Below are 6,887 nucleotides of genomic sequence, written 5' to 3'. Positions count from 1 at the left end.
GGAAGCCGGCGTTGAACGCGTTCTCCATCACCTTCGCAGACCGGTTCCCGGCTGCGGAGACCTACTAACAAGCCGCCGGAAACACCGTTAGCGAAACACACCCGTTTCCTGGGGTGTCGCCGACCAGGAAGCGGGTGGTGTATCCCTGGTAGGCCAGGTGCATGGTCATGCCGTCGGCGGCGTGTTCGAGGTTGTGGCAGTGGTCCATCCACAGGCCGGGATTGTCAGCGCGGAAGGCGATCTCGTAGCGTTCCCCTGGGTCGAGGAGGAGGGTGTCGGTCCACCACGGGCTGCCGGTGGTCGGTTTTCCGTTCTTGGTGAGCACCAGGGCGTGGTGGCCGTGCAGGTGCATCGGGTGTGCGCTCAAGCTGCGGTTGACGATCGTCATCGTCACCAGGTCACCCTCGTGTACGACGAACGTCGGTGTGTTGGGGAACACTGCCCCGTTGATCGTGCGCTGGAGGCCGAACCGGCCGTTGTAGAAGCCGAACCCCTGGCCCAGCACCATGGTGAAGTGGCGGACGTAATGCGAGCTCCTGCCCAAGGGGTTGGGGGCAGGGGTTCCGTAGCCGGCCAAGTTCAGGATTCGACCGGGCCGGGTGGGCGCGACCTTGCCGTTGCCGTCGGGTGACAGGAGGATGGTGGCGCCCTGGTTGGAGCCGTTCTCGTCCGCACCGATGGTCAGCTGTACAAGGTGGTCCGGCATGGTGAAGGCGAGATCGTAGCGGCCTCCGCCGGCGAGGTTCAGATGCTGCCGGTTCAGCGCGGTCGGCCCGTTCAGGCCGGTGCCGTCGACCGCGACCAGCCGGAACGGCGCCCCGTCGAAGGCGAGCTCACGTGCCTGGTTGTCGGCGTTGACCATCCGCAGCCTCACCCGCGTGCCGACAGCGATCGCGCGGCGGGTGACTCCGGTCGACGGGGCCGAACCGGTCAGCGACAGTCCGGTGATCCGAGTGCCGCCGGTAGGCCAGGCATGCGCGACTACCGCCAGATCAGCCCCCGTCGCCGACCCGGCGCGTGGTTGGACGGCGCGTGGTTGGACGATGAGCGTGCCGAACAGGCCGCGCCGGACCTGCTGGTCGGCCGACTGGTGGGAGTGGTACCAGAACATGCCGGACTGCCCGGCAACGAAACGGTAGACATGTCGTCCTCCCGGCCGGACGGCGTTCTGGGTGAGCCCGGCGACCCGTCTTCGGCGTTGGGCACATCGACGCCGTGCCAGTGCACGGTGACGCCGGCCGCCACGTTCTGGTTGACCAGCGTGACCTCCACCAGGTCACCCTGCCGTACACGTAGTTCAGGCCCGGGCAACCGGCCGTTGAACGTCCACGCCGCCACAATCTCGCCGGACACCAGCCGGACGGACGCGGTACGGGCGGTGAGGGTGAACCGCCGGTCCGGTACGGCCTCGCGTGGTCCGGTCAGACTGCTGATGTCGACGCCGCCCGCGCCGCTGTTGTCACTTGGGCCGTGCGCCGCATGGGCTCCGGCCATGCTGAGGCTGCCGGGCAATCGGCTACTGGACCAGGCGAACGCCGCCCCGGAACCGGCCAGCACGACAAGAACGATGGTCAGCACAGCCGCTTCGGCTGCCAGCGTCGGCGCATAGGGCTCGGCGTGAGGCGTGAACGTGGCCAACACATGCAACCCGGCGGCGACCACGGCGGCTGTCCGCCGCCAGGACGGCACCCTCGGATGGACGGGTGCCAGCACGGCGGCGACCAGCAGTGGCGGCACCGCCAGCCACACCAGATCGGCGGCCGCCTCCCAACCGAACGACCACGGGTAGCCAATCGTGGCGAGCCGGAGCAGGGTCGCCACGGCAGCGGCGATCAATGGCCACCGCCAACCAGTCCGCAGCGAAAGTGGTCCGGCGCCGCAGTCACGATCGCCCGGTAATGGTCGGACGTGAGCAGCGCTTGATGAACAGCCGCCGCCCCGTCCATCGCCGGATCGCTCATCACCTACTCCGATCCGTCATGCACACACGGACTCCAGTCCAACCGCCACTATCTTCAGGGACACGATGCCGCGCGTACGGGACATATTTGTGTCCTGTACAACGCCAGAGTTACGACGCGGCGGGCCTCGGCCGTCTCGTCGTCGCGGGGGAAGAAGGTGAGCTCGATGTAGACCGGGTCGTCCGTGGCAAGGTGTGCGACACTGTGCGGACTGGTGAGCGGCCCACTCGCATCGTGCGGACTCGCGGGGCCTGGGCGGTGCCCGACTCGGTCTCGCACCTGGCACGCCACCCTTCGCCACTTGCGTTGACCACGCCTGCTAGGTCAGCGGCGTTCGCGTGCGGCGTAAAGCCAAGAAACAGGTCGGGGAATCGCGCCAGTACCGCGCCAGCAGCGACTTGTAGGGTCGGTTCATGGTGCGCCGCAGGAAAGTGCTGGTCGCTGTGTTGGTCGTGGTGATCGTCGGCGTGGTCGGGGCATCGATCGTGATCGTCAGGCTTACGGCTGGGCCCATTGTGTGGTCAGCCGTGGCGGGTGCTCCGGCCAAGGATGTCAGCACGCTGCTCGCGTGGACTACGAACGATCTCCTGGTTTCGGCGGGTAAAGGCGCCGGCGCAGTTGTCGCGTTGGACAAGGGCGATGGCTCGGTTCAATGGAAATATCGCGTGCCGGGCGCTGAGGGCGAGATCTGCACGGCGAGCAGCGGACTCCTGAAGAATGCCGCGGCTCTATCCTACCGGTCGAACGATCTGGACCATAACTGCCGGGGACTTCTCCTCCTCGACCTCGGCACTGGCAAGCCCAAGTGGAACCTGACATTTCCGCGCCAGGAGTATCTCGACGCAGTCGAGGTTGCTGGCGATCGGGTCATCGGCGTGCTCAGCCACAGCGGCAGCCAGAACGTGCTCGTCGGGTTCGACCCGGACTCCGGTGTTCGGAGCTGGGTCTATGAGTCGGAGTGTCAGCAGATGAATGTCAAGATCCGCGATGTCGGCTTCGACACCAGTCCGCGACGGATCGCCTTCGCCGACCGGTGCTGGCATCGAGGCTATTTGGACGAGGCACGCGTCATTGATCCCGGGACAGGTCAGCTGCTCCACCGCATCCGGCTCGACAACCTGGACCTGGACACCCAAGTCCTGTTGGCCTCGCCATTGGTCGTGTACGAGACCAGATACGACTACTCGGCCGACCCCGAGACCAGCTCGATGCTCCGCACTGTCCACATGGTGGCCAATGTGCCTCGTAGCTGGAGCCCTGGGGGAGAAACGGCGAGCAAGTACTCCGATCGGAGGCTCACCGACCATTCAGGTCTCATCGGCAACCGGTACTTGCTCGTTGTGACAGCAGGTGCCGGCTGGGCGGCATGGGACCTCGTCGCCGGCAAGGACCGCTGGTCCGGCCAAATAACCGAAAGGGTTGATGGCAAGTTGGTGTTCGCCAAGACGATCATCGCCACGGACGGCCGTGGGGTTATCGCGACGGGCGAGTCAGATACCGGCAAGATCGCCCTACTCCGGATAGACGCCGACGGTAAGGCGGCACCGATCAGCGGACTGCTCGAACTCGGTCGCGACGGGTCGGGGGTCTGGCTCGTCGACAAACGGCGGGCGTACGCGGTGACCGGACCCGGCAGAGCGATCGCGTTCCGAACCGGCTGAACTCGCACCACGGCAGGAACGATGCTCGCTTAGCCGCATCAGTCCTGACCTTATGGACTGGTCGACGCGATGTCCAAGTATGAGATGAGCCAATCAGCCGCGGAGACCAGCGGGGCCGGCTTGGGAGGAGCCCTCATTCAGGTAGTTACGGCACGTGTCAGGCTTCTAATGGACAGGGTGTCGTATCTGATTGGGATCCCTTCGCTGGCACGGATCGGCTACCAGGAACCGGAAACCTCCCGTCCCGAGGGTGGGTCGCCGGCAGGTCGGACACGAGATCCTCCAAGGCCTCCGGTTCGCCGTCGGCCGGCCCTACATCCGGCCGACGGCGTTGATGGCTGCAATTGGGAACTTCTTCGCCCTCGTCACCGGAACGCTGTTCCTCGTCTACGCGGTGCGGGACCTCGAACTGGATCCCGGCGTCATCTGTATGATCCTGAGCGGGGTCGGCGTAGGCTGTCTCATTGGCGCCTCATTGTCCACCATGGCCGTACGCCGGTGGCCATTCGGTGCTGTCTTCGTGGGATCACGTCTGGTGCGCAGAGTTGGCGCGTTTCTCCTGCCGATCGCGGCCGGTCCGACAGCGGTCGTCGTCGGCGTCAGCGCGGCCAGCTTCTTCGTCGTCCAGATCGGCCCGGCGACCTCGAACGTCCTCACGGCCAGCCTCCGCCAAGCGAGTAGTTGGCACAATGGCAGAGGTGGAGGTGACTTTGCGGCGGGAGACTGCACCTCGGTCGCTGCTACCTGCGTGGTTGGCTAGGCAGCTACGAACAGTCGGACCATGCCCAGACCCGAAGAACTCGAGCAGATGCGGTGGAAGGTTCACGGCGAACGGACCCTCTACGACCACCGATGGGTTCGCCTTGTACAGGTCGATATCGAGCCACCGACCGGGGAGCGCTGGTGGCACCACGTTGTTCGGCTCAACCGGGTCGCGATCGCGGTTGAGCTGGATGACGCTGACCGCGTGTTGATGTTGTGGCGGCATCGGTTCGCGGCCGATGAGTGGGTTGGGAACTGCCTGGCGGCATCGTGGAGGGCGACGAGGACTCGGCGACCACCGCGGCACGGGAGGTTGAGGTGGAGACCGGCTGGAGGCCGCACGTGCCGCTGCAGAAGCTGCTGGAGTTCCAGCCGATGCCCGGCATGGTGGACACACCGCATGAGCTGTTCCTCGCGCACCGGGCCGACAAGATCGGCGAGCCACCGACGCCGAGGAAGCCGGCGTCGTGTCGTGGATACCGCTGGCCGAGGTGCCGGCGCTGATCGCCCGTGGCGAGGTCTTGGGTTCCGGCTCCCTCGTCGGCCTGCTGCTGGTGATGACGAGGTTGAAGCCGGAGTAGCGCGAAGGTACCTGACCGGCTCGAACCGCCATCGGTACGCAGCCTTCCTGAGTCCCGGAAGCGGTCACGACTCGCTGCTCTCGGGCTCGACAGGCACGAGATCGTCCTCGGTCAGGCCGAGCTTTGGCCAGCAAGGCTGCCTGCGTCGGAAAGTAGCCCTCGCTGAAGCCATAGGTGTTGCTCACTCTCAGTGCCGGTCTGCCGTCGAGGACGATCAGCTCGACTCTCTGCAGTGCCGTTCTTGCTGATCCATCGCCTGCGGTTCATGGCGCCGTCCAGCGTATGCCTGACCGCCAATATCGACTTGCATGGCAAAAGCGCACACCTGTTCGAATCGGTCGCGCATGTGGAGGACCGACGTGGGTCGATACGAGACGTACGAGCGGTTCGAAGTGCGCCCCACACGGAGGGGATATGGCGTGTTCGACAGCCTGATGGAGGGGTTTGCGCGCGAGGACCTGTGGGTGGAGTCAGCCACCAGAGAAGTTGAGTGGAGCAACAAGGGTCAGTTGAAGGCTCGACCGCCCAGACCGGTCGAGATCTGGATTGATGGAGAGTGGCTTCCGGGAAACCTCACGGCCTGGTCCTTGATGCGTGATCACGAGACTTGGAAGGGTCGCGCTGTCATCGATGGCGACACCCGACCGCACTGGTATCCGCCGGACAGACTCCGGCCATCTGGCTCCCGGTGAAGGAGGCGCGAACTACGCGGCCCGCACAACACGCTCAACTCGTTGACGGTGCCGGACAGACCCCGTCTGCTTGGCAAGCTCTTGCGCACGCTCGGCATGCCGTCTTGCTTCCCGCACCGCCCAGGAACGCGCCTGCAACCCTATGCAGGGTCGACAGTCTCGTCTCGCCGCGCTGAAGATAGGCGCGGTACTCCTCATGGCGCGTCCGGGGTTCCGGCAACGGCTGGGCAAGTTATTGCGAATATCCGGTAACGATCTTTGGCTGAGCGCTTCAGCTGCGCGGTGGAGTGTCGGCGTTGACCGCTCGGCCGACGCGGTCGGTCTTTGAGCGGCGCGGACGCCAAACATGAGGTGATCGATATCAGGATGCGTCCGACGCGGCTGGACGTGTTTGACCGTAGAGTCGATGTATGACGCGCTTTGAAGCCGTAACCGCCATCGCGGCACCACCGCAGCGCGTCTTCGATGTCTCCCTGGAAATCGAGACGCACATGGCCTCGATGGCTGACTCCGGCGAGCAGGCCATCGGCGGCGTCACATCCGGCCGGATGAAGCTCGGCGACACCGTCACCTGGCAAGCCAGGCACTTTGGCCTGCGCTGGCGGATGACCTCCCTCATCAGCGTCTGTGACCCACCTGGCCACTTCGTCGACGAGCAGGTCACGGGTCCGTTCAAGCGCTGGCACCACGCCCACTACTTCGAGCAGGACGGGAACGGCGGAACCGTCATGCGCGACATCGTCGAGTTCGCCGCTCCGCTCGGGCCTCTGGGGGCCATCGCCGAATTCATCGTGCTTAACCGGTATATGCCCCGGCTCATCCGTATCCGCAACGATCACGTTAAGGCCGCCGCCGAGGCGGTCAGTTGAGCGAGGACAGCACTCACCATGCCCACCGTGAACCTGGATACCGGCGATACGGTCGAACTGGCCGAGTTGCTGAAGTTCCTGCACGACTGGCTTGCCGCAGACGACGACCGGCTCGGCGAGTCGCTGCGTGACTTCGTGGGGAACCGGGCTTATGACCTCGGCCAGCTGTGCGCGGACCTCAGCAGGTTCACGTTCCTGCTTGGCGGCAGCGACGGCGAGATGCTGTTCGGGCACGAATCCGAGTAGCGGCTGCGCGTTTCATGGTCGTTGTCCGGAGATGCTGTCCTGGAGGGCAGTCAGTGAGATGAAGGCGCGGTCTGTGCCGAGGTGCTCCGGGGTCGGGCCTGCGGGGGTCGGGACA

At 65.4% G+C, this 6,887-nt stretch carries 7 protein-coding genes and 1 pseudogene; 5 read left to right on the top strand and 3 right to left on the bottom strand.

Translation table 11 applies throughout. From position 1 onward, the window contains the following. Nucleotides 1-64: 64 nt before the first annotated feature. The 3 genes and pseudogenes from ACYVF6_RS46205 to ACYVF6_RS46195 all read right to left on the bottom strand — a co-directional run bounded on the left by ACYVF6_RS46205 (nucleotide 65) and on the right by ACYVF6_RS46195 (nucleotide 1,961). Nucleotides 65-508, bottom strand: a complete 444-nt coding sequence (locus tag ACYVF6_RS46205; protein ID WP_460533649.1) for a multicopper oxidase domain-containing protein — start codon at nucleotides 506-508, stop codon at nucleotides 65-67. A 579-nt stretch (nucleotides 509-1,087) separates the two neighbouring features. Further along, nucleotides 1,088-1,494 (bottom strand): annotated as a pseudogene (locus ACYVF6_RS46200) (multicopper oxidase domain-containing protein); the annotation flags it as partial. Nucleotides 1,495-1,832: 338 nt separating this feature from the next. Further along, complete coding sequence (locus ACYVF6_RS46195; protein WP_460533634.1) at nucleotides 1,833-1,961, bottom strand: hypothetical protein; 129 nt, start codon at nucleotides 1,959-1,961, stop codon at nucleotides 1,833-1,835. Between the two features lie 413 nt (nucleotides 1,962-2,374). On the opposite strand from ACYVF6_RS46195, the gene ACYVF6_RS46190 reads away from it, so the two are divergent. The 5 genes from ACYVF6_RS46190 to ACYVF6_RS46170 all read left to right on the top strand — a co-directional run bounded on the left by ACYVF6_RS46190 (nucleotide 2,375) and on the right by ACYVF6_RS46170 (nucleotide 6,772). Continuing rightward, a complete protein-coding gene (locus tag ACYVF6_RS46190; protein WP_460533631.1) occupies nucleotides 2,375-3,622 on the top strand; it encodes an outer membrane protein assembly factor BamB family protein in 1,248 nt (415 codons plus the stop codon). A 250-nt stretch (nucleotides 3,623-3,872) separates the two neighbouring features. After that, nucleotides 3,873-4,382: an MFS transporter gene (locus tag ACYVF6_RS46185; RefSeq protein ID WP_460533628.1), complete on the top strand. Its 510-nt coding sequence runs from the start codon at nucleotides 3,873-3,875 to the stop codon at nucleotides 4,380-4,382. A gap of 245 nt (nucleotides 4,383-4,627) precedes the next feature. Then, nucleotides 4,628-4,888, top strand: coding sequence for an NUDIX hydrolase (locus ACYVF6_RS46180; RefSeq protein WP_460533625.1), 261 nt, complete (start codon nucleotides 4,628-4,630; stop codon nucleotides 4,886-4,888). A gap of 1,179 nt (nucleotides 4,889-6,067) precedes the next feature. After that, complete coding sequence (locus tag ACYVF6_RS46175; protein ID WP_460533622.1) at nucleotides 6,068-6,526, top strand: SRPBCC family protein; 459 nt, start codon at nucleotides 6,068-6,070, stop codon at nucleotides 6,524-6,526. Between the two features lie 27 nt (nucleotides 6,527-6,553). Then, entirely contained in the window at nucleotides 6,554-6,772 is a 219-nt protein-coding gene (locus tag ACYVF6_RS46170) for a hypothetical protein (protein ID WP_460533619.1), read from the top strand. Nucleotides 6,773-6,887: the final 115 nt, after the last annotated feature.

The sequence above is a fragment of the Flindersiella endophytica genome, from assembly GCF_054779015.1.
The sequence above is the reverse complement of the archived record's forward strand: the minus strand, read 5'-3'. Positions and strand labels throughout refer to the sequence as shown.